The organism is Phenylobacterium sp. (assembly GCF_965284355.1).
In the GTDB taxonomy this organism is placed as follows: domain Bacteria; phylum Pseudomonadota; class Alphaproteobacteria; order Caulobacterales; family Caulobacteraceae; genus Phenylobacterium.
In genome coordinates this window covers 1,563,665-1,587,562 of sequence record NZ_OZ260078.1, presented here as the reverse complement: position 1 = coordinate 1,587,562, position 23,898 = coordinate 1,563,665, and the positions used below count along the sequence as shown (strand labels likewise).

Annotated in this window: 24 protein-coding genes; 12 read left to right on the top strand and 12 right to left on the bottom strand. The window is 68.9% G+C overall.

Going from position 1 to position 23,898, the window contains the following annotated elements; all coding sequences use genetic code 11:
• The first annotated feature begins 25 nt into the window (after positions 1–25).
• The 4 genes from ACQ66R_RS07715 (at position 26) to pgsA (ending at position 4,487) form a co-directional block, all read left to right on the top strand.
• The gene (locus tag ACQ66R_RS07715; protein WP_430420721.1) at positions 26–529 is read left to right on the top strand and encodes a 2Fe-2S iron-sulfur cluster-binding protein; all 504 of its coding nucleotides are present in this window, start codon (positions 26–28) and stop codon (positions 527–529) included.
• The gene (locus ACQ66R_RS07710; RefSeq protein ID WP_430420719.1) at positions 526–1,470 is read left to right on the top strand and encodes an FAD binding domain-containing protein; all 945 of its coding nucleotides are present in this window, start codon (positions 526–528) and stop codon (positions 1,468–1,470) included. The genes ACQ66R_RS07715 and ACQ66R_RS07710 overlap by 4 nt, the downstream gene beginning before the upstream one ends.
• Entirely contained in the window at positions 1,467–3,734 is a 2,268-nt protein-coding gene (locus ACQ66R_RS07705) for a molybdopterin cofactor-binding domain-containing protein (protein WP_430420718.1), read from the top strand. The genes ACQ66R_RS07710 and ACQ66R_RS07705 overlap by 4 nt, the downstream gene beginning before the upstream one ends.
• A 132-nt stretch (positions 3,735–3,866) precedes the next feature.
• Positions 3,867–4,487: a CDP-diacylglycerol--glycerol-3-phosphate 3-phosphatidyltransferase gene (gene pgsA / locus ACQ66R_RS07700; RefSeq protein WP_430426238.1), complete on the top strand. Its 621-nt coding sequence runs from the start codon at positions 3,867–3,869 to the stop codon at positions 4,485–4,487.
• A gap of 32 nt (positions 4,488–4,519) precedes the next feature.
• Here the strand turns inward: pgsA and ACQ66R_RS07695 are convergent, their stop codons facing one another.
• From ACQ66R_RS07695 to ACQ66R_RS07675, 5 genes are all read right to left on the bottom strand, one after another.
• On the bottom strand, positions 4,520–5,794 hold the full coding sequence (locus ACQ66R_RS07695) for a serine hydrolase domain-containing protein (protein WP_430420716.1): 1,275 nt from the start codon (positions 5,792–5,794) through the stop codon (positions 4,520–4,522).
• Between the two features lie 62 nt (positions 5,795–5,856).
• The gene (locus ACQ66R_RS07690) at positions 5,857–7,227 is read right to left on the bottom strand and encodes an L-serine ammonia-lyase (protein WP_430420714.1); all 1,371 of its coding nucleotides are present in this window, start codon (positions 7,225–7,227) and stop codon (positions 5,857–5,859) included.
• Between the two features lie 71 nt (positions 7,228–7,298).
• Positions 7,299–8,189, bottom strand: coding sequence for a YwqG family protein (locus ACQ66R_RS07685; RefSeq protein WP_430420712.1), 891 nt, complete (start codon positions 8,187–8,189; stop codon positions 7,299–7,301).
• A gap of 53 nt (positions 8,190–8,242) precedes the next feature.
• Positions 8,243–8,929, bottom strand: a complete 687-nt coding sequence (locus ACQ66R_RS07680; RefSeq protein WP_430420710.1) for a hypothetical protein — start codon at positions 8,927–8,929, stop codon at positions 8,243–8,245.
• A gap of 122 nt (positions 8,930–9,051) precedes the next feature.
• Entirely contained in the window at positions 9,052–9,585 is a 534-nt protein-coding gene (locus ACQ66R_RS07675) for a carboxymuconolactone decarboxylase family protein (RefSeq protein WP_430420708.1), read from the bottom strand.
• Positions 9,586–9,716: 131 nt separating this feature from the next.
• Between ACQ66R_RS07675 and ACQ66R_RS07670 the strand changes: the two genes are divergently transcribed.
• Together ACQ66R_RS07670 and ACQ66R_RS07665 are read left to right on the top strand one after the other, a co-directional pair.
• On the top strand, positions 9,717–10,484 hold the full coding sequence (locus ACQ66R_RS07670; protein WP_430420706.1) for an EthD domain-containing protein: 768 nt from the start codon (positions 9,717–9,719) through the stop codon (positions 10,482–10,484).
• 159 nt (positions 10,485–10,643) lie between these two features.
• Positions 10,644–11,882 carry a cation:proton antiporter gene (locus ACQ66R_RS07665; protein ID WP_430420705.1) on the top strand — a complete coding sequence of 413 codons (1,239 nt, stop codon included), beginning with the start codon at positions 10,644–10,646 and terminating at the stop codon, positions 11,880–11,882.
• A gap of 12 nt (positions 11,883–11,894) precedes the next feature.
• On the opposite strand, the gene ACQ66R_RS07660 is transcribed toward ACQ66R_RS07665, so the two are convergent.
• A complete protein-coding gene (locus ACQ66R_RS07660; RefSeq protein WP_430420703.1) occupies positions 11,895–12,785 on the bottom strand; it encodes a pirin family protein in 891 nt (296 codons plus the stop codon).
• A 140-nt stretch (positions 12,786–12,925) separates the two neighbouring features.
• On the opposite strand from ACQ66R_RS07660, the gene ACQ66R_RS07655 reads away from it, so the two are divergent.
• Positions 12,926–13,708 (top strand): hypothetical protein, encoded by a 783-nt coding sequence (locus ACQ66R_RS07655; RefSeq protein ID WP_430420701.1) that lies wholly within the window; start codon positions 12,926–12,928, stop codon positions 13,706–13,708.
• A gap of 40 nt (positions 13,709–13,748) precedes the next feature.
• Here ACQ66R_RS07655 and ACQ66R_RS07650 read toward each other — a convergent pair whose 3' ends face one another.
• Positions 13,749–14,246: an Lrp/AsnC family transcriptional regulator gene (locus ACQ66R_RS07650; protein ID WP_430420699.1), complete on the bottom strand. Its 498-nt coding sequence runs from the start codon at positions 14,244–14,246 to the stop codon at positions 13,749–13,751.
• Between the two features lie 142 nt (positions 14,247–14,388).
• On the opposite strand from ACQ66R_RS07650, the gene ACQ66R_RS07645 reads away from it, so the two are divergent.
• Complete coding sequence (locus ACQ66R_RS07645) at positions 14,389–17,829, top strand: indolepyruvate ferredoxin oxidoreductase family protein (RefSeq protein WP_430420697.1); 3,441 nt, start codon at positions 14,389–14,391, stop codon at positions 17,827–17,829.
• 119 nt (positions 17,830–17,948) lie between these two features.
• Positions 17,949–18,668 (top strand): PEPxxWA-CTERM sorting domain-containing protein, encoded by a 720-nt coding sequence (locus tag ACQ66R_RS07640; RefSeq protein ID WP_430420695.1) that lies wholly within the window; start codon positions 17,949–17,951, stop codon positions 18,666–18,668.
• Here the strand turns inward: ACQ66R_RS07640 and ACQ66R_RS07635 are convergent.
• Positions 18,658–19,143 (bottom strand): YkgJ family cysteine cluster protein, encoded by a 486-nt coding sequence (locus tag ACQ66R_RS07635; protein ID WP_430420693.1) that lies wholly within the window; start codon positions 19,141–19,143, stop codon positions 18,658–18,660. The two genes, ACQ66R_RS07640 and ACQ66R_RS07635, sit on opposite strands and share 11 nt — an antisense overlap.
• Complete coding sequence (locus ACQ66R_RS07630; RefSeq protein ID WP_430420691.1) at positions 19,140–19,811, bottom strand: spermidine synthase; 672 nt, start codon at positions 19,809–19,811, stop codon at positions 19,140–19,142. Before ACQ66R_RS07630 ends, ACQ66R_RS07635 begins: the two co-directional genes overlap by 4 nt.
• Before the next feature lie 110 nt (positions 19,812–19,921).
• Here ACQ66R_RS07630 and ACQ66R_RS07625 point away from each other — a divergent pair, with 110 nt between their 5' ends.
• Positions 19,922–20,689: an SDR family NAD(P)-dependent oxidoreductase gene (locus ACQ66R_RS07625; protein ID WP_430420689.1), complete on the top strand. Its 768-nt coding sequence runs from the start codon at positions 19,922–19,924 to the stop codon at positions 20,687–20,689.
• On the opposite strand, the gene ACQ66R_RS07620 is transcribed toward ACQ66R_RS07625, so the two are convergent.
• Positions 20,674–20,850, bottom strand: coding sequence for a hypothetical protein (locus ACQ66R_RS07620; protein WP_430420687.1), 177 nt, complete (start codon positions 20,848–20,850; stop codon positions 20,674–20,676). The genes ACQ66R_RS07625 and ACQ66R_RS07620 overlap by 16 nt on opposite strands.
• Before the next feature lie 305 nt (positions 20,851–21,155).
• Between ACQ66R_RS07620 and ACQ66R_RS07615 the strand changes: the two genes are divergently transcribed.
• Positions 21,156–21,452: a hypothetical protein gene (locus ACQ66R_RS07615; RefSeq protein WP_430420685.1), complete on the top strand. Its 297-nt coding sequence runs from the start codon at positions 21,156–21,158 to the stop codon at positions 21,450–21,452.
• On the opposite strand, the gene ACQ66R_RS07610 is transcribed toward ACQ66R_RS07615, so the two are convergent.
• Positions 21,453–21,671: a DUF1963 domain-containing protein gene (locus tag ACQ66R_RS07610; protein ID WP_430420683.1), complete on the bottom strand. Its 219-nt coding sequence runs from the start codon at positions 21,669–21,671 to the stop codon at positions 21,453–21,455.
• Between the two features lie 15 nt (positions 21,672–21,686).
• Positions 21,687–22,295: a hypothetical protein gene (locus tag ACQ66R_RS07605; protein WP_430420681.1), complete on the bottom strand. Its 609-nt coding sequence runs from the start codon at positions 22,293–22,295 to the stop codon at positions 21,687–21,689.
• A 322-nt stretch (positions 22,296–22,617) separates the two neighbouring features.
• On the opposite strand from ACQ66R_RS07605, the gene ACQ66R_RS07600 reads away from it, so the two are divergent.
• Positions 22,618–23,826: an acyl-CoA dehydrogenase family protein gene (locus tag ACQ66R_RS07600; RefSeq protein ID WP_430420679.1), complete on the top strand. Its 1,209-nt coding sequence runs from the start codon at positions 22,618–22,620 to the stop codon at positions 23,824–23,826.
• Positions 23,827–23,898 lie beyond the last annotated feature (72 nt).

Genomic DNA, 23,898 nt, shown 5'->3' with positions numbered 1-23,898 from the left:
CGGCCGGACACTGGGGAGAGACGGGTTGCGGACAACCATCACCGTCAACGGCGAGGCGCGGTCGCTCGACCTCGACCCGCGCACGACGCTGCTCGACGCCTTGCGTGAGACGCTCAAGCTGACCGGGGCGAAGAAGGGCTGCGACCACGGCCAGTGCGGGGCCTGCACGGTCCTGGTCAACGGCGTGCGGATCAATTCCTGCCTTTCGCTGGCCGTGATGCACGACGGCGACGAGGTCACCAGCATCGAGGGCGTCGGCACGGTCGAAAAGCTGCATCCCGTGCAGGTGGCCTTCCTGAACCAGGACGCCTTCCAGTGCGGCTACTGCACGCCGGGCCAGATCTGCTCGACCCTGGGCCTGCTGGCCGAGATCGAGGCGGGCGCGCCGAGCCAGGAGACCGCGCCGGGCGCCAGACCCACGCTGACCGACGCTGAGATCCGCGAGCGGATGAGCGGGAACATCTGCCGCTGCTCGGCCTATCCGCAGATCGTGGCGGCCATCAAGCAGGCCGCCGAGGCCCTGGCATGAAGGCCTTCACCTACGAACGCGCCACCAGCGTCGAGGGCGCCGTGAAGGCGGCCCAGGCGCCCGGCGCGCGCTTCATCGCCGGCGGCACCAACCTGCTGGACCTCATGAAGCTGGAGATCGAGACGCCGACGCACCTGGTCGATGTCGGCCGCCTCCCGATGGCAGGGATCGAGGCCACGGCCGATGGCGGCCTGCGCATCGGGGCGTCGGCCACCAACACCGCCGTGGCGTCGGACCCGACCGTGCGGGCGCGCTATCCAGTGCTGTCCGAGGCGATCGTGGCAGGCGGTTCGCCGCAGCTGCGCAACAAGGCCAGCGTCGGCGGCAACCTGCTGCAGCGCACCCGCTGCGCCTACTTCTACGACACCTCCAAGCCCTGCAATAAGCGGGCGCCCGGCTCGGGCTGCGGCGCGCTGGAAGGCCTGAACCGCAACGCCGCGATCTTCGGCGCCAGCCACGCCTGCATCGCCACCCACACGTCCGACATGGCCGTGGCGCTGACGGCGCTGGGGGCTTCGGTGGAGGTCGTGGGCGCGGGCGGGACGCACAGCATCCCGCTGCTCGAGCTGCACCGCCTGCCCGGCGAGACGCCGCACATCGAGACCCACCTGTCCGGCGGCGAGCTGATCACCGCCGTCGTCCTGCCGCCCCCGCCCAAGGGCGGCCAGACCTATCGCAAGGTGCGGGACCGGGCTTCGTACGCCGGCGGTCTCGCCAGCGTGGCGGTGGCGGGCGGGCAGGTGGCGCTGGGCATGGTGGCCCACAAGCCCTGGCGCGCCGCCGAGGCTGAGGGTGCGCTGGCCTCGGGCGCTACCCCCGCCGAGGCCATCGGCAAGGAACTGGCGGGCGCCAGTTCGCTGGGCCGCAACGACTTCAAGATCCCCCTGGTGGCCCGGCTCGCCGCGGCCGCCATCACCGAAGCGAAGGAGCAGGGCCAATGAGCTCGGTGAACGACTGGGAAGCTGCGGCCAATCCGGTCAAGGACAACCGCGCCGGCCTCATCGGCAAGGGCGTCGATCGCTATGAAGGCCCGCTCAAGGTCACCGGCACGGCGCCATACGCCTACGAGGTCCAGCCGCCGTCGCCGCCGGCCTATGGCGTGATGGTGGGCGCGACGATCGCCACCGGCCGCATCACCGGCGTCGACACGGCCGAGGCCGAGGCCGCGCCTGGCGTGCTGGCGGTCTGGACGCACCTGAACGTCCCGGCCCAGCCGCCGCGCGGCGCCAAGGCCCACCCGCGCAGCACTCAGGGCTCCAAGCCCGCGCTCGAGAGCGACAGGGTCACCTATTGGGGCCAGCCCGTGGCCTTCGTGGTCGCCGACACGCTCGAGAACGCCACCGCCGCCTCGCACCTGGTCAAGCTGACCTACGACGCCGACACGCCGGACGTGAACTTCGCCAAGCGCCTGAGCGACGCCGGTCAGCCGCCGGGCGAACAGGACGTCGAGATCGGCAACTTCGACGAGGGCTTCGCGAATTCGCCGGTGCAGCTGGACGAGACCTGGGCCACGCCGCTGCAGAACCATTGCCAGATGGAGCCCTGCGCCTCGCTGGCCTGGTGGGAAGGCGATCGCTGCATCGCCCACACCTCGATCCAGATGGTGAAACCCGCCCAGCACGGCCTGGCCGAGACCCTGGGCATCGGCCGCGACGACGTTCACCTGCTCACCCGCTACATCGGCGGCGGCTTCGGCGGGAAAGGCCAGACCTACGACGACCTGACGCTGGCCGCGCTGGCGGCCCGGGCGCTGGGCCGTCCGGTGAAGGTGGCCTTCACGCGCCAGCAGATGATGCACGGCACGATCCACCGCCCGGCGACCGTCATGCGCGTGCGCCTGGGCGCCGAGAAGGACGGCCGGCTGAACGCCTTCTCGATCATGACCTGGACCCACTGCCACAAGGACGGGTCGTTCACCGAGCACGCCTCCAACTTCGCCCGCGCACTCTACGCCGCGCCCAACCGCCTCACGGGCCACCGGCTGGTGCGGCTGGACCTGCCGCATGCGGGGCCGATGCGCGCGCCGGGCGAGGCGTCGGGCACCATGAGCCTGGAATGCGCCATGGACGAGCTGGCCGAAAAGCTGGGCCTCGATCCGGTGGAGCTGCGCATCCGCAACGAGCCGCCGGCCGACCCGGAGAACGGCCGTCCGTTCTCGCAGCGCCAGCTGGTCCGGTGCCTGAAGGAAGGCGCCCAGCTGTTCGGATGGGACCGCCGCCGCGCGACGCCGGGCCAGGTGCGCGACGGCCGCTGGCTGGTGGGCATGGGCATGGCCGCGGCCATCCGCGGCAATTTTCTGCTGCCGGCCAAGTGCAGCTTCTCGGTGGACGCCGAGGGGACGATCACTGTGCGCCAGGGCATGACCGACATCGGCACCGGCACCTACACGGTGCTGGCCCAGATCGCCGCCGAGACACTGGGGGTGCCCCTGGGCAAGGTGGTGGTCGAGATCGGCGACTCCGAGCTGCCGCCGGCCCCCGGCTCGGGCGGCCAGTTCGGCGCGGCCACGGCAGGCTCGGCGGCGCTGGCGGCGGGGATGAACCTGCGCACGGCCATCGCCGAAATGGCCACCGGCGACCCCGGCTCTCCACTGCACGCGGGCGACCCGGCCGCGGTGACGTTCCAGGACGGCGTCATCGCGCTGGAGAACCGGTCCGAGACCCTGGCCGACCTGATCCGCCGCAACGCGCCGGAGGGCCTGACCGTCGAGGGCGAGATCCGTCCCGCCCAGGACGCCCAGAAGTGGAGCACCCAGACCTACGGCGGCCACTTCGTGGAGGTGGGCGTGGATCCGGTGACCGGCGAGGTCCGCGTGCGCCGTATGCTGGGGGTGTTCGCCGCCGGCCGGATCCTCAACGCCAAGACGGCCAAGAGCCAGCTGACCGGCGGGATGATCTGGGGCGTCGGTTCGGCGCTGGGCGAAGGCAACGCCGTCGATCCGCGCTACGGCTCGCTGATCAACCAGGACCTGGCCCAATACCTGGTGCCCGTGCAGGCCGACATCGGCGACCTGGACGCCATCATGCTCGACGAGGTGGACGACAAGGCCAACCCGATGGGCATCAAGGGCGTGGGCGAGCTCGGGAACTCCGGCGCCGGCGCGGCGGTGGCCAACGCCATCTACAACGCCTGTGGGGTCCGGGTGCGGGACTATCCGATCACGCCGGACAAGCTGTTGGCCGGACTGATCGCGAAGGGACTCTGACCCCGGCGACGCGGCCACGGCCGCGTCGCGAAAGCGGAGCGTGACCCGCGCGGGCGGAACCGGCTAAGCTGCGTCTCGGAACCTTTGCCAGTCGCCGAGCGCTCGATCCTCCTGATGACGAAGTCCCCGATGCTGAAGGCGCTGCCGAACATCCTGACCGGGTCGCGCCTGGTGATGGCCCTGTTCATGTTCGTGGCCTTCGCGGCGGCGGCGGGGGCGGTGCCCTACTACGCCAACCGGCTGGAGCCTGAGGCCCAGTTCGCCCTGCAGCGGTGGGCGGTCTACGCTTTCATCGTGGCGGCGATCACCGACTTCTTCGACGGCTGGCTGGCGCGCAAGCTGGACGCCGAGACCGTCTGGGGCGCGATCCTGGATCCGATCGGCGACAAGGTGCTGGTCTGCGGCGCCATCCTCGGCCTGATGTCGCTGGGGCCCCAGCCGATGGTAGTGCTGCCGGCCGGCCTGATCCTGTTCCGCGAGTTCACGGTCAGCGCGCTGCGCGAAGTGGGCGCGGGCAAGGGCGTCAAGCTGCCGGTGACCCTGCTGGCCAAGTGGAAAACGACGATCCAGCTGACCGCCCTGGCCATGGAGCTGATCGTGGCGGCCTGGGGCGCGTTCTCGTTGCCCGACGGGACGGTGCTGCGCGAGGTGTTCGAGCTGGGCGCCCACGGGATGCTGTGGCTGGCCGCCGTGATCACCCTGATCACCGGCTTCCAGTACTGGGACCAGACCCGCAAGGCGCTGTCGAGCTGACCTGCCTTTCCCGCTTGCGGGAAGGGCAGGGCTTATCCCACCGCCGCGTACGCATCCCGCCAGAAGTGCTTGTGCGCCGCGGGCGGGTCGGGGCTGTCGAATACGCGCTGGGTGAGCAGGATAGCGGTCAGATCCCTGGCCGGATCCGTGAACCACGAGGTGCCGAAGCCGCCGTCCCAGCCATAGGCCCCCGGCTGCACGCCGTAGGGGCTGGCCGCCACCTGAACGCCGAGACCCAGGGCCCAGCCGCGGCCGGGCCCAAGGATCATCTCGCCGTCCTTCATCTGGGCCGGGGTGAGACGGTTGGTGGTCATCGCCTTGAGGGTCTCGGCCTTGATCAGGCGGCGCCCGTCCGGCGCGAGGCCAGTGGTTATGAACCGGGCGAACGCCGCGAAGTCGCCGACGGTCGAGACCAGGCCCGAGTCGCCGGCCGGGAACGACGGAGCCTTCAGGTACATGTCGTTGTAGGGGTCGAAGGGGGCCAGCTTGCCGCCGTTGTTGACGTATCCGGTGATCAGCCGGGCGGCCTTGCCGGAGGGGACGTGGAAGGCGGTGTCCGTCATGCCCAAGGGGCCGAGGATGCGCTCCCTCAACACTCCCTCCAGCGGCTGGCCCGCGGCCCGCGCGATCAGCACGCCCAGGACATTGGCGCCCAGGGTGTAGAGCCAGCGCTCGCCGGGCTGCGCCTGCAGCGGCAGCTTGCCCAGCGCAGCCATGAAGCTGTCCGGAGTGTAGCTCGAGGCCGGATTGGGCATGCCGAACCCGGGAATGTCGGCGCTGGCCTTTACGAAAGGGGCGTCCTGGTTGAAGTCGATCCCCCATCCCAGGCGGAAGCTGAGCACGTCCTCGACCGTGATAGGCCGCGCGGCGGGAACGGTGTCGTCCAGCGGGCCGTCGGGGCGCTTCAGCACGCGGCGGTCGGCGAGTTCGGGCGCCAGGCGCTCGACCGGCTCGTCCAGCTTCAGCTTGCCCTCCTCCACCAGCATCATCGCGGCGACGGCCGTGATCGGCTTGGTCATGGAGGCGATACGGAAGATCGTGTCGCGGGCGACGGGCGCCCCGCCCAGGCTCATGACGCCTACGGGCCAGGCGTGGGTGGCGTCGCCGCGGCTGACCAGCGCCACGAGGCCGGGCGGATGGCCCGTCGCCACGTTGGCCTTGAGGTTTGCCTCCAGCTTAGCGAGGGCGTCGGGCTTGAACGGCATGGTCTTGCGGGTCTCCGGCAGGCGTTGGCACGACGCGAGGCCCGCGGTGGCGGCAGCTCCGGTCAGGGCGTGGCGGCGACTCATCCAGGCAAATTCGGACACGTCGGGCTCCTCTGCGTCGAAGCCTTAGGACGAACCAGCCGCGACCGTCCCGACAAACAACCTCAGCACTCGGCCAGGTTCACCGCGAGGCCGCCCAGGCTGGTTTCCTTGTAGACGTGGCTCATGTCCTCGCCGGTGCGCTTCATGGTGGCGATCACCTTGTCGAGGCTGACCGAGTGCTGGCCATCGCCCAGCATGGCGAGGCGGCAGGCGTCGATCGCCTTCACCGCGCCCATGGCGTTGCGCTCGATGCAGGGGATCTGGACCAGTCCGCCGATCGGGTCGCAGGTGAGACCCAGGTTGTGCTCCATCCCGATCTCGGCGGCGTTCTCGATCTGGGCGTTCGAGGCGCCCAGCGCGGCGGCGAGGCCCGCAGCGGCCATCGAGCAGGCCACGCCCACCTCGCCCTGACAGCCCACCTCGGCCCCCGAGATCGAGGCGTTCTTCTTGTACAGCGCGCCGATGGCGGCGGCGGTGAGCAGGAAGGTGCGCCGCCCCTCGGGCGTGCCGTTGTGGAAGCGGTCGTAGTAGCGCAGCACCGCAGGCAGCAGGCCGGCCGCGCCGTTGGTGGGGGCGGTGACCACCCGGCCGCCGGCCGCGTTCTCCTCGTTCACCGCGAGCGCCCACAGGTTCACCCAGTCCAGGGCGGCCAGCGGGTCGGCGATCCGCCGGTCGGCGTCGGCGACGAGGCTCTTCCAAATCTGGTGCGCGCGGCGTTTCACCTGCAGTCCGCCGGGCAGAACGCCCTCGGTGCGCATTCCGCGGTCGATGCAGGCGAACACCGCGGCGGCGATCTCGTCGAGGCCGGCGTCGATGCCGTCCTGGCTGCGCAGCGCGAGCTCGTTGGCGGCCATCAGGCCCGCGATGGTGAGCCCCGCCTTGTCCGCCTCCTCCAGCAACTCCGCGCCCGAGTCGAACGGATAGGGCGTGGGCAGCGCCCGGGCCGGCGGCGTGTTCTGGGCGATCTCGTCCTCGTCGCGCACGAAGCCGCCGCCGATCGAGAAGTAGGTGCGCTGCGCCAGCGTGGCGCCCGCCGCGTCGAGGGCGGTGAAGCGCAGCGCGTTGGGATGCTGCGGCAGCCGCTCACGACCGGCCCAGACGATGTCTGCCGCCTCATCGAAGGCGATGTCGTGAACACCGGCCAGCTTGAGGCGACCCGCCTCCCGCACCGCGGCGATCACCCGCTCAGCCTCGTCGGGGTCCAGCGTGCGTGGGGCGAACCCAGCCAGACCCAGGATCACCGCACGGTCGGTGGCGTGGCCGCGACCGGTCAGCGCCAGTGAGGCGTAGAGCGTGGTCTGCACGCGCGCCACCCGGTCGAGGTCCGGCCCCAGCCGCTCGAGGAAGCGGGCGGCCGCGGTCATCGGCCCCATGGTGTGCGAACTGGAAGGACCGACCCCCAGCTTGAAGAGGTCGAAGGCGCTGACGTTCATGGCCGCTGTGTGTGGACGGCTGGGCCGGCTTCCGCAAGGGCAGGGGGCGGGCCGCGGCGGGACCAGGGGACCTAATGTGTCTGCGTGATCGTCACGGTCTTGGAGAAGTCGCCGCGCTTGGCGTCTCGCGCCCGGACAAAGACGTAGAGCCTGCCTGCATCCCACCAGTTCATACTGATGGCAGGGTCGCTGTCGATCTGGAGAAGAAGACGCCACTGCCACGATGCTCGGCGAAGGGCATCGGGCACGGGGGCCGCATAGTCCCGCGTAATCCCCCTATGCAGGTGCTCGCACTCCAACGCCATCTGACCGCCTTGGATCTCACTCGGATATCCGCCGATCCGATGCTCGATCTCGTCCCCGAAGTCGCACTCGTCCAGCAGGTCGAAGCCGTCCCAGTCGATACTCGCGTCGGGCCAGTCCTCGTCCAGCCAATCCCAGCTGGGCAGGGACGTGAAGCGCATGAACCCGACCCGACGCTCCCCGAACCGCCGATTCTCCGGGAGTCCTGCCGGCGCAGAGACTGCCCGGCCTGGCGGCGAGGTGGAGTAGATGACCTTCCCGCAGTCGGCGGCGCCGTTCCGCGCGTCGTCGAAGAAGACGTAGAGGCGTCCGTCTGGCGGCAGCCAGTCGAAGCCGCCGTGCGCGCGAAACGCGGCAATGTCGACCTGGGCGACAAACGCCGGTGGGGCTTCATCCCCCTGGGGCCACGCCATGCCGAGTGGCAACTCAGGCAGTCCGCCCAACTTGGAGAAGCCAGGAGACTTGGCCGGTACGAGCAACAACGTGGGCCGCGCCATCCGACGCATCCGCGCCCGCAGCTGGTACGTCGCGGCTTCGTCTATCATCCTCGGGGGGCGCAGGGCCCGCCAGACCACGCCAGCGAGCCAGCACGCGAAGAGGATCGCGACCCAGACGGCGATGCCGAGGAATCCGGCCGGTAGATCGTCACTGATGGTCAAGACCCCCTGCGCCTCAACGGATGGCGGTTGGAATAGTCCAGCGGGCCGCGGCCCTACTTTCGCCGACTGGGCTCATGGGATCGAACGGCGCCCGCCGGAGTCGTAACGGGAGCAGCCTTTGCCCAATGGGGCGTGCCGCGGATGACCCGTTCCACGTCCCCATAAGGAGGCAGCTTCACGCCATCCACGGTGTACGGCCCATGAATTCGCCCATGCGTCACAGCATCAAGGCCGATAATGTTCCAGGGCTGGTTTTTGACCCAATCGGGGACGTTCTTGCCCCAACCTCCTTTGGGGATCGCCCAATGGTGCCCGTGCTCCCCGGGCTTCAAATAGCCCTTGTCTCCTAGCCACTTGCGCGCAGTCTCCACCTTCTCCCAGGGCTTTGCCTGCCAGACGTGAGGACCTCCAACTTTCGCGGCGCCCTTCAGGACCGAGCCAACGACCGCCTTCGCTGGGACGACGTCCGTGACAGCCATCACGCCATTGCCAACCGCTCCAACCCAGTCGCCGTCATGCGCGTCAGCAAGCGCCTCACGGCCCGCGCCCCAGATGGGGACCAGCGCTTCAAGTTCGTTGGGGTGACCGATATCGGGAAAGCGGAGGCCTGAGTTCTGCGCCTTCTTTCGAGAGAGTTCGGCCTCCTGCCGCTCATTGTACGCGCGCTGCCTGCGTGCCGCGTCCGGATCCGGAACCGAACGCGGCTGATCGCCTCGAGCGTATGAGCCAGAGCCTGCCAATCTTCTCTCCTGGGGGTTCCGCGACCGGACGGTCGCCGCCTATGACCTCCGGAGTTTTCCACAAAGTGTACGCCAGGTCAAGAACAAAACAAGAACAACTGCGCGCTCGCCTGCTGGCCCTGTCAGATCGGGCAGCTCGCCACTTCGAGCTGCAGCATGGCCAGGACGCGGCCGAAGCCGATGTACTGCCCGGCCATCATGGACAGCTCCAGGAACTCGGCGTCGCTGAAGTGCCGGCGCATGGCGGCCACGTCGGCGTCGCCGATGTTGTGGTGGTCGACCGCCATCTTCTCGGCGAAGTGGATGGCCGCGCGCTCGCGGGGCGTGAAGCCGGCGTTGTCGGCGTCGTCGACGCCTGCGGCCGCCTCGTCCTCGGCCACCACATCGGGCGCCATACGCACGGTCTTGCAGAGCACGCAGCCGTTCAGCGTGGCGATCCGCAGCCGAATGAGCTCCTTCAGTCGGGGCTCCAGGACGCCCGCGCCGCCCGTGTGCCAGGGGTGGTAGAAGGCCTGATAGGCCTGGACCAGCGCCTCGTTCGGCGCGAACGCGCGGGCGAAGTGGCGACCCAGCCAGTTCTCCTCCGGCGTCGCGTCATGGATGGCCTTGAGGTAGGGCGGCAGCGCCTCGGGCCCGACCAGGGGCATGCGGGACATGGCGGCTTCCTCCGTTTTGACGGGCCATCTTGCGCCGGAAATTGCGTGCCGCTGCGTCAGCGAAGGCGCGGTTTTCCTTGACCTGTCGACGGGCCGGCGGGCGCAGTGTCCCGCCTGCTGAGGAGGGCGCGATGATCAAGCTGGTCTATGTGATTGTCCGGCGCGCGGACATGTCGGCCGCGGCCTTCCGAGACTACTGGCTGACCCGGCACGGCCCGCTGGTCGCGGCGCAGGCCCAGGCGCTGAAGCTGCGGAAGTACGTCCAGAGCCATCCGTTCGACGATCCGGCCAGCGAGGCGATGCGCGCCGTGCGCGGCATGCGTGGCCCGGCCGACGGCCTGACCGAAGTCTGGTGGGACTCGCTGGAGGACTTTCAGTCCGTCTACGGAACGCCCGAAGGGGCGGAGGCCGGGCGAATCCTGGCGGAAGACGAGGCCAAGTTCATCGACTTCGAAAAGTCGGCGGTGTTCCTGACGCAGGAGCACCTGATCTTCGACCACACGGGCGGCAAGGGCCCCGGCCCCGAGGCGGTGAAGGCCACCTACCTGCTGACCCGGCGCGACGACCTCACCCAGGCCCGGTGCCACGAGACCTGGCTCAACGACCATGGGCCGCTGGTGGCGAGCTTCGCAGGCCCGCTCAGCATGGCGAAGTACGTGCAGAGCCACGCCATCGCGCCCGACGTGAACGCCGGGATCCAGGCGGGGCGCAACTACGAGCCGCCGCTGGACGGGATCACCGAGGTCTGGGTGAACTCGCTGGAGGAGATGGGCGCGGGCGGCGATGCGGCGCGGGACGGGGCCGCAGCCCTGGTCGAGGACGAGCGCCGGTTTGTGCAGATGGACAAGTCGCGCCTGTTCCTAACCCGCGAGCACGTGATCTTCGACCACACGCGCTGAGGGGGAGGCGGCCTGCGTCGGCGCGGCGTCGGCCGGCCGTCGCCATGAAGCTCGGCCGCGCGCAATGGCCGGTGCGCCGTTGAACGCGACACCTCATTCATCGGTCCGCAGAACCGATGGCCGTCCTGCGCGTATGGCTCCTCGATCGGAGCCCGCGGCATGTTCGAGTTATCCAGCTATCACTTCCTGCTGGCGGCGCTGGGGCTGGCGATCATCCTGGCCTACTGGCTGCCGCGCTTCATCTCAGGCCGGGAGCCCGCGGCGTCGGCGCTGCTGATCGGGCTGGGCTGGCTGCTGTTCGGGTGGATCGACGGGATGCCCGACGCCATCAGCCCGATCACGACGCCCAACCCCTGGGAAGTGGTCAGCGAGATGTGCGTTATCACGGGCCTGTTCGGCGTCGGGTTGCGCATCGACAGGCTGGTGGACTGGACGCGCTGGGCGCCGACGTTCCGGCTGCTGGCCATCGGCATGCCGATCACCATCGTCGCGGTCGCCGTCCTCGGATGGCAGGCGGGCGGGATGACGCTGGCCGGCGCGCTGTTGCTGGGCTCGGTGCTGGCGCCCACCGATCCCGTGCTGGCGGGCGACGTCCAGGTGGGGCGGCCCACCGAGGGCGGCGAGCATCCGGTGCGCTTCACGCTGACGACGGAAGCCGGGCTCAACGACGGTCTGGCGTTTCCCTTTGTGCACCTCAGCCTCGCGGTGGCCGCCGCCGCGCTCACCCCCGGCCTGCTCGGCGAGTGGGTGGCGCGCGACGTGGTCTATCGGATCCTCATGGGGGCGGCCTGCGGCGCGGCGATCGGCTGGCTGCTGGGCAAGGTGCTGTTCGAGGTCCCGCGGGAGAACGCCTTGGCCAAGACCGAGGCCGGCGTCTTCGCCCTGGCCGGGGTCTTCATCGCCTATGGCGTCACCGAACTCGCCGAGGGTTATGGCTTCATCGCGGCGTTCGTCGCGGGCATGACGCTTCGCCGTGCGGAGTCGGACCACGCATTCCACGTGCGGCTGCACGACTTCACCGAGACGGTCGAGCACGCGCTGACGGCGATGCTGCTGATCGGGCTGGGGGCGGCCATGCCGGCGCTGATGCGCGACGTGGAGCTGACGAGCGTCCTGATCGCGTTGGGGCTGATCCTGGTGATCCGCCCGGCGGCGGGCCTGCTGTCGCTGGCTGGGTCACGCCTCAAGGGGACCCAGCGATGGGTGGTGGCCTTCTACGGGGTCCGCGGCGTGGGTTCGATCTATTACCTGAGCTATGCGGGCAGCCACGTGGAGCTGACGAACGAGGAGCAGCTCTGGGCGATCACCGCCATCGTCATCCTGGTCTCGACCGTGCTGCACGGGTTCTCCGCCGCATTCGCGGTGGAGCGGGCGACGGGGGAGAAGCAGACCGACTGAGACGACGGCTCCTCAGCTCATCGGGTTCGCCGGCGGCGCGGGTTCGGGCAGGGGAATGAATTCCTTGTCGTCGGCGTCGGGCAGCTTCATGCGGCCGGCCCGCCAGTCGGCCTTGGCCTGCTCGATGCGGTCCTTCGAGGTGGAGACGAAGTTCCATTCGATGAACCGCGGGCCCACAGGTTCGCCGCCCAGCAGCATGACGATGGCGTTGGTCAGGGCTGTGAAGGTGATCGTGTGGCCGGGCGCAAAGATCAACATCTGGCCCGCCTGGAACGTGCGGCCGTCCACCTCGACCTGTCCGGCGGCGACATAGGCGGCGCGCTCGGGATACTCGGCGGGCAACTGGGCCTTGGCCCCGGCGTCCAAACGCCAGTGGACGTAGAACAGCGGCGACCGGGTCGCGACCTTGGCCTCGGCGCCGAACGCCTTGCCGGCGATCAGGCGCGCCCACATGCCGCCGCCCTCATAGGTGGGCAGGTCGTCGGGCTTGTGGTTGGCGAAGCTGGGCGCGATCTCCTCGAGCTCGGTGGGCAGCGCCACCCAGGCCTGGATGCCGTGCATGTGACCCCCCTGCTCGCGCAGGGTCTCGAAGCGCTCGGAGTGGGTGATGCCGCTGCCGGCGGTCATCCAGTTCACTTCGCCCGGATGGATCTCCTGGATCGCGCCGACACTGTCGCGGTGGGTGATGTGGCCGTCGAACAGGTAGGTCACGGTCGAGAGGCCGATGTGCGGGTGCGGCCGAACATCCACGCTGCGCGGGAAGCCGGCCTGGAAGTCGACAGGCCCCATGTGGTCGAAGAATACGAAAGGCCCAACCATCCGGCGCTTCGCATAGGGCAGGACGCGCCCGACCTCGAAGCCCCCGAGGTCCTTGCGGCGCTGGTCGATGACAAGGTCGATCATGGCAAGGTCTCCTGAATGGGGCGTCCAAGATACAGCCGCGGAACGCGTCGAGTGAACCCGCACTGGCGCCGATAGGCCCACTGTTGACAGGAATCAGCCAACCACGGCCAAGCTCAATGCCAGATTGCGTGGGGGCGCCGATGAAACTCGAAATGCTGCTGTCCATCCTCCTGCTTGGAGGATGTTCGGGAACCTGCTTGGCGCAGGAAGTTGTCGCGACCATTCCGCCGTCAGCCGCGACCGACGGGCCGCCGACCCCCGCAACCGAGGAGGCCTCGGCAAAGCCCGCAGAGCCGACCGCGCCGACTGTGGCGCCGGACGCGCCGCTCGTCGCCTATTCCGGCAGCATGACAACTATCATGACGGCAATGTCGCCAGGCAAGGCGGCTTTCGCAATAGTTGGTGCGGCCGCGATGATTGCAGAAGGCAAGCAGATCATCGCCGACAATCAGATCATCGACCCGTCCCAAGGCATCGCGCGGGAGGTCGCGACGGACTTCGCTCAGGCGCGGTCGGCACGGGTGGCGGATGCGCCTTTGGGCGTGGAACGCAAGGGCGCGACGGTTCCAAAACCGGCGGCGCTCGCGGCGGCGGCTACGGGCGCTGCCTACGTCGTTGATGTCGATTCTGGATGGATCCTCTCCTACTTCCCGGTCGACTGGGCCAAGTACAAGGTGATCTTTATTTCAAACATGCGCCTGGTGGACGCCAAGTCGCTTGCGGTGGTCGCCAAACAATCCTGCAGCTGGGACGGCGAGAAGCGCGGGGACCCGAAGTTCACTCGCGATGAACTGCTGAACGATAACGCCAAGGGGTTGAAGGATGCGCTTGCCCGCGGCGCTAGTTTCTGCGCCGGCGAGTTCAAGGCCAAGGTAGCGGCGACGGTGGGCGCCGGGGACGCACCCAAGGCTGCCGGGTCCTGAGGAAGGCCGGGGGCGGCGTTGCCCAGCCCCGCCTGACGGATCAGCCCTGCGCGCTCACGTAGGGGCTCACCAGGCCCAGCGGGGCGGCGGTGGTGTTCTTGACCGAGCGGATGACGATGCGGCTCTCGATGTTCGACACCAGGCCCAGGCCCAGGATCTTGTCGCGCAGGAAGTCGTCGAAGGCGTGCATGTCGCGGGTGACGATGCGCAGCTCGTAGTCGGCGGCGCCGGTGACCGTCGCGCACTGGACCACTTCGGCCAACTTTCCGATGGCGGTCTCGAAGGCGTCGAGGTTGTCCTTGGTCGGCAGGCTGAGCTTGACGGTGCAGTAGACCTCGAAGCCCAGGCCCAGCTTGTCGCGGTCCAGGATGGTCACGCGGCGCTGGATGACGCCCGCATCCTCCAGCCGCTTGATCCGCCGCCAGCAGGGGCTGGAGGACAAACCGACCCGATCGGCGATCTCGGCGACGGACAATCCGGCGTCGTGCTGGATCAGATCCAGGATCTTAGCATCGACCGCGTCGAGGACCTCGGACAACTTTTCCTCCTGTTATTGGCACGAGAGCATATTTTTCGTGCCCCGGAACGGCGCGGCCGGGGCATGCTTTTGGCAAGCAATTGCGGCGGTCTTATAGGATTGTGCGAAGCGTTAGGGGAGGCCCGAAAGGAAAAAAATTGCGATGCGCCACCAGGAAGTGACGCTCGACGACAAATTTCTGCTCGCGGACGGCCGGGTGTTCATCACCGGCGTTCAGACGCTCCTCCGTGTCCTGATGGACCAGCACCGACTGGACCAGGCGGCGGGCCTCAACACGGCAGGGTTCGTCTCCGGCTATCGCGGCTCGCCGTTGGGCGGGCTCGACCAGCAGGCCGCGCGGGCGGCCAAGTACCTCAAGACCGCCGAGGTCACCTTCAAGGAAGGCCTCAACGAGGATCTCGCGGCGACCGCCGTCTGGGGCAGCCAGCAGGCGAATCTCTTCCCGGGCGCCCGCTACGACGGCGTGTTCGGTATGTGGTACGGGAAGGCGCCCGGCGTCGACCGCACCGGCGACGTCTTCAAGCACGCGAACTTCGCGGGCGTGTTTCCCAAGGGCGGCGTGCTGGCGGTGGCAGGCGACGACCACACCTGCAAGTCCTCCACGCTCCCCAGCCAGTCCGAGTACGCGTTCCAGGATTTCGAGATGCCGGTGCTGTCGCCGGCCGACGTCCAGGAGGTGCTGGACTACGGCCTGATGGGCATCGCCATGTCGCGCTTCTCGGGCCTGTGGGTCGGCATGATCGCGCTGGCCGACACCATGGATTCTGGCGCCACCATCGACGTCTCGCTGTCGCGCCACCGGTTCGCTGCGCCCGAGAATTTCCGCTTGCCCTCCGGCGGGCTGGGGATCCGGCTCAAGGACCAGCCGCTGGACAAGGAGCGGCGCCTCCGCACCCAGAAGATCCCCGCGGCGCTGGCCTTCGCGCGCGCCAACCACATCGACCGGATCATGCTGGGGACCTCGCGCCCCCGCCTGGGCATCGTCTGCCAGGGCCAGGCCTACAAGGACGTGATCGAGGCCTTCGCGGCCATGGGCATCACCCAGGCCGAGGCCGCGTCGCTGGGCGTCGCCATCTACAAGGTCGGCATGCCCTGGCCGCTGGAGCCGACCGGCATCCGCGCCTTCGCCGCCGGTCTCGAGACCCTGATGGTCATCGAGCACAAGCGTCCCCTGATCGAGGTGCAGGCGCGCGCGGCGCTCTATGACCTCCCGGCCCATGCCCGCCCCCTGATCATCGGCAAGACCGACGAGAAGGGCGCGCCGCTGCTGTCGGAGCTGACCAGCCTGTCGGTGGCCGAAATCGCCTTGGCCATCGCCGACCGGCTGCCCGCCGGCCCTCACATGGACCGGGTCTACGACTACCTGAACCGCGTCTCGGCCGCCTCGATGGCCGCCGTCACCCTGTCGGCGGACCAGCAGCGCAAGCCGTTCTTCTGCTCGGGCTGCCCGCACAACTCGTCGACCCGTCTGCCCGAGGGCTCCCGCGCGCTCGCCGGCATCGGCTGCCACTACATGGCCAGCTTCAACGATCCCTCGACCGACCTGAACAGCCACATGGGCGGCGAGGGCCTGTCGTGGGTGGGGGCCTCGCCCTTCACCGACGAGAAGCACGTGTTCGTCAATCTGGGCGACGGCACCTACAATCACTCGGGCTCGCTCGCCATCCGCGCCGCCGTCGCGGCCAAGGCGAACATGACCTACAAGCTGCTGTTCAACGACGCCGTCGCCATGACCGGCGGCCAGGCGGCCGAGAGCGGCTTCACCGTCCCGCAGATCACCCGCCAGCTCGCCTCGGAAGGCGTGGCCAAGGTGGTGGTCGTGGCCGCCGAGCCCGAACGCTACCTGACCGTCACCGATCTCGCGCCGGGCGTTGAAGTGCGCCCCCGCATCGAGCTGATGAAGGTGCAGCGCCAGCTGCGCGACACGCCCGGCGTCACGGTCCTGATCTACGACCAGGTCTGCGCCACCGAGAAGCGCCGCCGTCGCAAGCGCGGCAAGATGGCCGCCGCCCCCATGCGGGTGATGATCAACCCGCTGGTCTGCGAAGGCTGCGGCGACTGTTCGGTGAAGTCGAACTGCGTCTCGGTCGAGCCGCTGAACACCGCGTTCGGTCGCAAGCGGAAGATCAACCAGTCGAGCTGCAACCAGGACTACTCGTGCCTGGACGGTTTCTGCCCCTCGTTCATCACCCTCGAAGGCGCCGAGAATGCGCACCGTGAGGCGATGCCGGCCCTGACCGCCGACGCGACCCCGCTGCCGACCTTCCAGGACCTGAAGGGCGTCCAGAACATCGTCTTCACCGGCGTCGGCGGCACGGGCGTGACGACCGTAGCCTCGATCCTGGCCATGGCCGCCCACGTGGACGGTCGCTCGGCCTCGGTGGTCGACATGACCGGCCTGGCCCAGAAGGGCGGGGCGGTGTTCAGCCACGTCCGCATCGGCGAGACCGAGACCACGGTGATCGGCGGCCGCGTCCCGGCGGCCAGCGCCAACGTGCTGATCGCCTGCGACCTGCTGAGCGCCGCCGGCCCCGACGCCTTGGCGCTCTACGCCAAGGACCGCACGGTGGCCGTCGGCAACGCCGACTTCGCCCCCACCGCCGACTTCGTCACCGACCGCGACGTACGTTTCGACGCCGACGAGCAGGGCAAGCGGATCGCCGCGGCGACCCGGAGCTACGATGCGGCCCCCGCCAGCCACCTGGCCGAGACCAACCTAGGCGATGCGATCTACGCCAACATGATCATGCTGGGCTTCGCCTGGCAGAAGGGCGTGATCCCCGTCTCCAGCCGGGCGCTGTATCGCGCGATCCGCCTGAACGGCGTCGAGGCCGAGGCCAACCTGCAGGCCTTCGAACTGGGCCGGAAGGCCGCGTTCGATCCTACGGCCCGCGGCAAGCGCGAGGACGACGTCCCGACGCCCGAGACCATGCCGCTGGACGAGCTGATCGCCCACCGCGCCCGCGAACTGACCGCCTATCAGAACAAGGCCTACGCCGACCGCTACCTCGCCAAGGTGGAGACCGTGCGGAAGGCCGAGGCGGCGTTCGGGACTGAGGCCCTGACCCGCGCCGTGGCGGTCAGCCTCTACAAGCTGATGGCCTACAAGGACGAGTACGAAGTGGCGCGCCTCTACACCGACGGCCGCTTCGCCGACTACCGCGCCCAGACCTTCAAGGGCGGCAAGGCCAAAGTCTGGCTCGCGCCCCCGCTGCTGGCCCGCAAGGGTCCGGACGGCAAGCCGCGCAAGATGGCCTTCTCTCCCTGGATGCTGGACCTGGTGTTCCCGACGCTGGCCAAGGCCAAGGGCCTGCGCGGCGGCCCGCTCGACATCTTCGGCATGACCGCCGAGCGGAAGATGGAACGCGACCTGATCGCCGACTTCGAAGCCGACGTGGACAAGCTGGTCGCGGGCCTGTCGCAGAACCGCCTGGCCGTCGCCGCCCAAATCGCCGCCGTGCCGCAACAGATCCGCGGCTTCGGCCACGTGAAGGAAGCGTCGGTCGGGCCCGCCAAGGCCGAGGCCAAGCGGCTCTGGAAGCAGTGGGACGCGGTGACGACGAAGGAGACGGTGGGGGCCTGAACCACCCAAATCGCGCTTAGGGCGAGCATATTCGCGCCGCAACCGAAACGTATTGTTCTTCCGCCATGCCACCCCCAGGGTCGCCCAGCTTAGTTGCTAAGCGATTCAGGGGGACCATCGTGAAAGTTCGTGTTCTCGGCGCCGTTGCGGCGCTGCTTCTTGCTGCGCCAGCCACTGAGGCGGCGGCCAAATCCATCAAGATCGATGCCGTGGGAACGGTGCAGTTCGGGTCCGACGGGGTCGGGCTGTTTGGAGGTGGCTCGCTGGCCGGTGCGGCGTTCTCGTTCACCGCCACGCTCGACCTGACCAACGCGGCTTATCTGAACTCGGGCTTCCGCACCGACATCCTGGGCGGTGATGCCTACGCCTACCTTCCTGGCCCAACCCCACCGTCTCTGGGGAACGCGGTCATGACGATCAAGGGCATCGACACAACGATCGTGGCGAACTGGAACACAACCCTCACCGCCTTTGCCGGTGGCTTCGACCAGCAGCACTTCCAGCAGCGCTTCCTGCCCGGAGCCGAGGACGTGATCAAGGCCGTGACCCTGATGGAACAGCCTGGGTTCGGCCTCTTCGATCTGGCCACCTACACGCCGCCCAGCGGCAACCTGTGCGCAGGCGGCCACGTCTGCAACAGCAGCAACTTTCAGGCTGAGGTGGCGGGCTTCTCTACCTTCGCGCAACTGAACCCGACCTCGATCACGATGACCGAGTTGGCCCCGCCGCCCCCGCCCCCGCCCCCGATCCCGGAACCCGGGACGTGGGCGCTGATGATCGGCGGCTTCGGACTTGCCGGTGGCGCGCTGCGGCGGCGCCGCCAGACCGCTACGGCGTAACCTCGACCTCGACACCGCCGGGGCCTTCCACGATGCGCAGGGAGGCCTCGGCGGAGACTTCACCCAGGTCGATGTCGCTGTCAGGCGTGATCAACCACGCATGCCGCCCGGCCACCGCCAGCACGATCTTGCCCCGGCCCCAGTGGTCGGCCGCGAATCCCTTCAGCGCCCCGTACATCGGTTGCCGTCGCCAGGCTTGCGGGTTGGCGGGATCGCAGCGGGCGATGAGGCGGCTGGCGGCCGGGTCCTGGTCCAGCATCACCTTGGTCTGGTCGGGCCGGAAGCGGTGGGGCATCTCCGGGTCCATCAGCCACACGCACTCGAAGGTACGGCAGGCGTGCGGCCGGTCCGCATAGATCGTGCAGCCGCCCCGGAAGTGGCCGCACATCGTCCCCGCCGGCTTGGCCAGTTTGTCGACCGCCAGCACCTTGCAGCACATGCCGCATGGCCCGCAGGACTTGGGCCGCGCGCTCACCGTGAGACGCCCACCCAGATCACGTGGCGCGGCCCCTTGCCCGATGGGCTCGCGCCCACCTTGTGCTCGGCCACCGTGAAGCCCGCATGCGCGAACCGCCGGGCGAACTTGTCGTCGTGGGCGGCCGACCAGATCGCCACCACGCCGCCGGGCCGGGTCGCGCGCTTCAGGTTGGTCAGGCCGTGCAGCGAATAAAGGCTGTCGTTGGCGTCGCGGTTCAGGCCGTCGGGGCCGTTGTCCACGTCCATCAGGATCAGGTCGTAGGGCGGCTTCGCCTCGGCCAGCCGGTCGGCCACGTCGCCCTGGACGATACGGACGCGCGGGTCATCCAGGCTGGCCCCGTACAGCGGCGCCAGATGGCTGCGGCTCCAGGCGATCACCTCGGGCACCAGCTCGGCCACCACGATGGCGGCGTCGGCCGGCAGGTCGGCGATCGCCGCGCGCATCGTGAACCCCATGCCCAGGCCGCCGATCAGGATGCGGGGCGCCCTGACCGCACCGGCCTTGGCCCAGGCCAGCTTGAACAGCGCCACTTCCGACCCGTAGAGGCGGCTGTTCATCAGCTCGATCGTGCCCGACATGATCGAGTAGTCCGCGCCTCGCTGCATCAGCCGAAGCTCGCCGCCGCCGGGGATCTGGGCGGTGTCCAGGTGGATCCAGGGGTTCATGCGCCTCCGTAGCGCGGTTGCGGCGCGGCGCCAGCCTCATCGTTCGCCCTTGACGTCCGCGCGGGCGCGGAGCCGACATGGTCGCCAAGCAGAAAAACAGGGGGATGCGCATGACGGGACGGGTCGCAGGCAAGGTGGCGCTGGTCACCGGAGGGGCCTCCGGGCTGGGCGCCGAGAGCGGTCGCCGGCTGGCGCGCGAAGGCGCCAGCGTCGTGCTCACCGATCTGGCCGCCGAGGCCGGGCAGGCCGTCGCCGACGAGATCCTGGCGGCGGGCGGGACGGCGATGTTCCTGGTCCACGACGTCACCGACGAGGCGCGTTGGGCCGAAGTCGTGGCCGCCACGACGGCCCGGTTCGGCCGGCTGGACGTGCTGGTGAATTCGGCCGGGATCGGCGGCGGCGAGCCGCTGCTCGAGGCGACGCTGGAGGGCTGGCGGCGCGTCACCGGCGTCAATCTGGACGGCACGTTCCTGGGCGTGCGTCACGCCGCCCCGGTCATGGCGCAGGCCGGACGCGGCTCGATCATCAACCTGTCCTCGATCCTGGGGAAGGTGGGCTTCCCCGGCGCGGCGGCCTACTGCGCGTCGAAGGGCGGGGTGGCGCTGTTCACGAAGGCGGCGGCGCTGGAGCTGGCGGCGGCCGGCGTGCGGGTCAATTCGGTGCATCCCGGCTTCATCGAGACGCCGATGGTGGTCAACGCCTTCCGCGAGTCCGAGAGCGAGAACGAGATGCGCGACATGGTGATCTCGCGCCATGCCATGGGCCGGCTGGGCGTCCCGCGCGAGATCGCCGATGCGATCGTGTTCCTGGCGTCGGACGAGTCCAGCTTCATGACCGGCTCGGAGCTGGTCATCGACGGCGGCTACACCGCGGCCTGACCTGTCGCCCCTGAGGCCTTCGGCTCGGCCCGCGCCGTGCGGGGCTGCCAGCTCATCGTGAACGTCGGCGGCTCGGAGGGTCGCTTGTCGGTGGGCGACGTCGGGGCCTTTGCGGGCCGGGACACGAAGCAGCGGCGATCGATGGCGGCGATGGACGGCATGGGCGAACCTCCTCGGCGCCCGCATATGCCGTGCGTCGCGGGCCCGAGAAAGTTAAGTCTGCGTAAGCCGCGACCGCCCTTGCCGATCAATCAGGGCTGTGTGAACATAAAGGGAACGGAGGCCGGATGTGCAATGGCTTGATCCCCGCGGAAGGTGCAGCAACCGAGAATATGTTCGGATCGCCGTGATTTGTTCGATCCTCGCGGCTCCGCTGGTAGCTCTGCTCGCGTTCGACGGAGTGTGGGTGTGGGTGCGGGCGGGTGCGCTCGTGATCCTATGGAGTCTTACGGGCGTAATGTGGTGTGTGGCGATCCGCCGAGCCCATGACGAAGACTACGCCGCCAAGGAGGCCTACGCCTGGATGGGTGGGCCGACCCTCTTGTTGTTCGTCTGGATGACGCTGCCGGCGATGGGGATCGTTCCCAATCCCTGGATTCGCGGCGGCGCTTTCGTGGTGGGTCTCTTGCTGAGCTACGTCGGTCTGTTTGCTGTCGTCCAAGGCCGGGACGGCGCCCGGCCGAACAGTTTCGGGCCCCCAACGCTCCAGCGCCCCACGCCAGAGGACCGGGCCCACTATCGCCGGATGCAAAGGGGGCCCTGATCACATCTGCATCAGGGTGATCGTCCGGTCGAAACGCGCCCGACGCGCGTCCTCCCGGCGAACAAAGACATAAAGCCGTCCGCCTCCGAAGTCCGTTCCTAGAGCGGGGTCCGAGTCGATCTGGAGGAAGAGGCGCCAAAGCCGTGCGGCCTTTCGCGCGGCTTCCGGGTGATTGTCGCCGCCGCCGCCGCGGTGCAGGCGCTCGCACATGACCGCCATCTGCTCGTCCTGAAGCTAGTCCGGATAGCCGCCGAGCTTGTGCGGCGGCCCGTCCCAGTCCGGCCCCGACAGTCCGACCAAACCGTCAAGTTCGGCCTCATCGACCGTCACGTCCTCGGCCAGCCAGTCGAGGCTTGGAAACGAGTCACGAAGAACGAACGCGATCGGTTGCTCGTCGTAGGGCCAGGCCGAGGCGTCGCGGGGCTGCGCCTCTGCGACGGATCTCTCTGCTGGCGCGTAGAGGATGCGCACTTGATCGGGCGAACCGTTGTCTTCGCTGTGAAACGCGTAAATCCGCCCCGTGGCCGGCAGCCACTCCGGGCCTTCGGGCCAGGCGAGCTCGCTTGGCAAGTCCGGATGTCCGCCGAGTTTCGAGAAGCCAAGCCGGCGGCCTGCTGAAAGGAGCAGGCTCGGTTGCATGTTGCGCCGCGTTCGCCGTGCGATGCGGATGGCTTCAGGGCTTCTGAGCGGTCCGCCTGCGCGCCCCGCATTCGAAGCGGTCTGTCCCCTGAGGCTGAACAATATCGTCAAGCCGCCGACGACCGCAGCCATCAGAATGGCGGGCGCAAATCCCACAAGCGAGATCGCGAGCAACTCCCTGACCAACTGCGGGGCCGAGCCCAAACCGATCCTCCGTCCGCACTTCAAGGCAGTGCCGGGCCTGGCCGCGACACAGCCTTGCCATCAATCACCGCGGCAGCTTTCCAGGTTGCCGCGCCTCGCGCGCCGACGGGTTTAGCCATTCTCTCTCCTTATCGCATCGCCGTGCCGACGCTGACGGGCGACGTCCGGCCCCGCAGCTTCTTACAGTTCGCCCTCTTTTACGAGAACAAAATAAGAACATATAGATGGCGACCGGCCGTCGCGCCTACCTTCCCCCACGTGAATCTTGGCGCCGCCACGGCAGGGTCCATAAGTTGTCGGCACAGACTTGGAGTTTGATCCCATGGCCGACTTCGGCGCCGACATCGATCTCGAGACCTTCCGCAAGGAAGCGCGCGAATGGCTGGAGGCGAACTTTCCCGCCTCGCTGAAGGGCAAGGGCGCGCTGGCCAGCGCGGAAGTGCGCTCGGAGGAGCCTGACCTCGTGGCCTGGCGCAAGGCCATGGGCGCCAAGGGGTGGGGCACGCCCACTTGGCCCAAGGAGTACGGCGGCGGCGGGCTCACGCCCCAGCAGGCCCGCGTGCTGGGCCAGGAAATGAGCAAGGTCGGCGCCTTCAACCCGCTCATGTTCGGCATGGGCGTGACGATGATCGGCCCGACGATCATGGACTACGGCACCGAGGAGCAGAAGCGGAAGCACCTGCCGCCCATCATCCGCGGCGAAGTCCAGTGGTGCGTGGGCTACTCCGAGCCCAACGCCGGCTCCGACCTCGCCAGCCTGCAGATGAAGGCCGAGGACAAGGGCGACAAGTGGGTCTTCAACGGCCAAAAGACGTGGACGAGCGGGGCGCAGTACTCCGACTGGTGCGGCCTCCTGGCCCGGACCGACCCGTCGGCCAAGAAGCACGACGGCATCAGCTTCTTCCTGCTCGACATGAAGCAGCCGGGCGTCGAGACGCGGCCGATCGGGCTGATCTCGGGCGCCTCGCCGTTCTGCGAGACCTTCCTGACCGACGCCGAGGCGCCGAAGGACGCGCTTCTGGGCCAGCTGAACGTGGGCTGGACGGTGGGCAAGCGTCTGCTGCAGCATGAGCGCGCCAGCCAGACGGGCTCGGTCATGGGCGGCCGGCCGCCCAAGCCGCTGAACGAGATCGCCAAGGGCTATATCGGCCTGGACGATTCCGGCCGGCTGGCCGACCCCGACTTCCGCGCCCGCCTCGTGAAGCACGAGATGGACGCTAAGGCCCATGGTCTGACGCTGATGCGCGCGGCCGCCGAGGCCAAGGGCAACAACAGCCCGGGCAACGCGCCGTCGGTGCTGAAGAATTCGGCCACCTGGGTCGCCCAGGACCGCGCCGAGCTGACCCTGGAGCTGATGGGCCATCAGGGCCTGGGCTGGGACGGCGAGGCCTACAACGAGCACGAGATCGAAGCGGTCCGCAGCTGGCTGTGGGGCAAGGCGATGTCGATCTACGGCGGCAGCCAGGAGATCCAGTTCAACATCGTCTCCAAGCGCATCCTGGCCCTGCCCGATACGACGCAGAGCACCTAGCCCGGCGGCTCGGCCATGACCTCGGAGGTAATCGCGGCTGCGACGCGACCGTGATCCTCTGGGGCCGACAGC